Annotated in this window: 1 pseudogene; it reads right to left on the minus strand. The window is 58.6% G+C overall.

The window, feature by feature from the left end:
* Window positions 1-1,131 (minus strand): annotated as a pseudogene (locus AC3WL7_RS21365) (IS3 family transposase); the annotation flags it as partial.

Below are 1,131 nucleotides of genomic sequence, written 5' to 3' on the forward strand. Positions count from 1 at the left end.
GCTCCCGGTACTTTACCGGGCTCAAGCCCTTTAATTTCAGCCGGATACGGTCTTCGTTGTAGTACCGGATGTACTCCACCAGCCCAGCTTCCAGGCTTTCGATGCTGTCAAAGTTGTTCAGGTAGAAGAATTCCGACTTCAGCGTCCCGAAGAAACTCTCCATGGCCGCGTTGTCCAAGCAGTTTCCTCGGCGGGACATGCTCTGTTTCAGCGAGTGTTTCGCAAGCTTGTGGCGATAGCTTTCATGCTGATAGTGCCAGCCTTGGTCAGAGTGGATCATGGGCCGATCTTCGGGCGGAAGTTTCTTGATTGCTTGGTCCAGCATCTGGCCGACCAGGTCGAATACCGGGCGGCGCTTCATCTGGTAAGCCACGATTTCGCCGTTGTAGAGGTCCATGATCGGCGAGAGATAGAGCTTCATGCCCTGCACCTTGAACTCGGTAACGTCGGTCACCCATTTTTGGTTGGGCATTTCGGCCTCAAACTGGCGGTCAAGGTCGTTGGAGACCACGACATTGGCCGCTCCCTTGAACGCGCGGTAGCGCTTGCTGCGTACCCGCGACTGCAGGCCCAGCTCGGTCATCAGCCGCTGCACGCGCTTGTGGTTGATGGCTTCGCCCTGATTGGCCAGTTCCAGCGTGATGCGACGGTAGCCGTAGCGCCCTTGATTCTTATCGAAAATCGCGCGGATTCGCTCACGCAGCTCCTCCTCACCCCGATCTGGATCGGCCAAGGCATTGATCTGGTAGTAGAACGTGCTGCGCGACAGCTCAGCCGCCTCCAGCAACAGCGACAGTGCGTAGGTCTGCCTCAATCCTTGGATGGCTTGCGCTTTGCGCGCTGCGCCGCCTGGTCTTCCCGGATCAAGGCATCGAGTTTTTTTAGGTAAGCCGCCTCCGCACGCAGGTAGGCCACTTCCTTGAGGAGCTCATCGCGGCTCATGTCCTCGGCAGGCTTGGACGAGCGGGTCTTTTTCATCGGCTTTTGAGGCGGTAATGGTGGCGGCGCCAACGCTTGGGCGCCGCCCTCAGCATACAGGCGCAGCCACTCTCCCACTGCGCCTGCGCTGCCGATCTGGAAAAACGTGGTGGCCTCGCGTGCGGACATGCCCTCATGACCCATCTTTTCCAG

Source organism: Stenotrophomonas sp. FW305-3-2-15-E-LB1 (assembly GCF_058787375.1).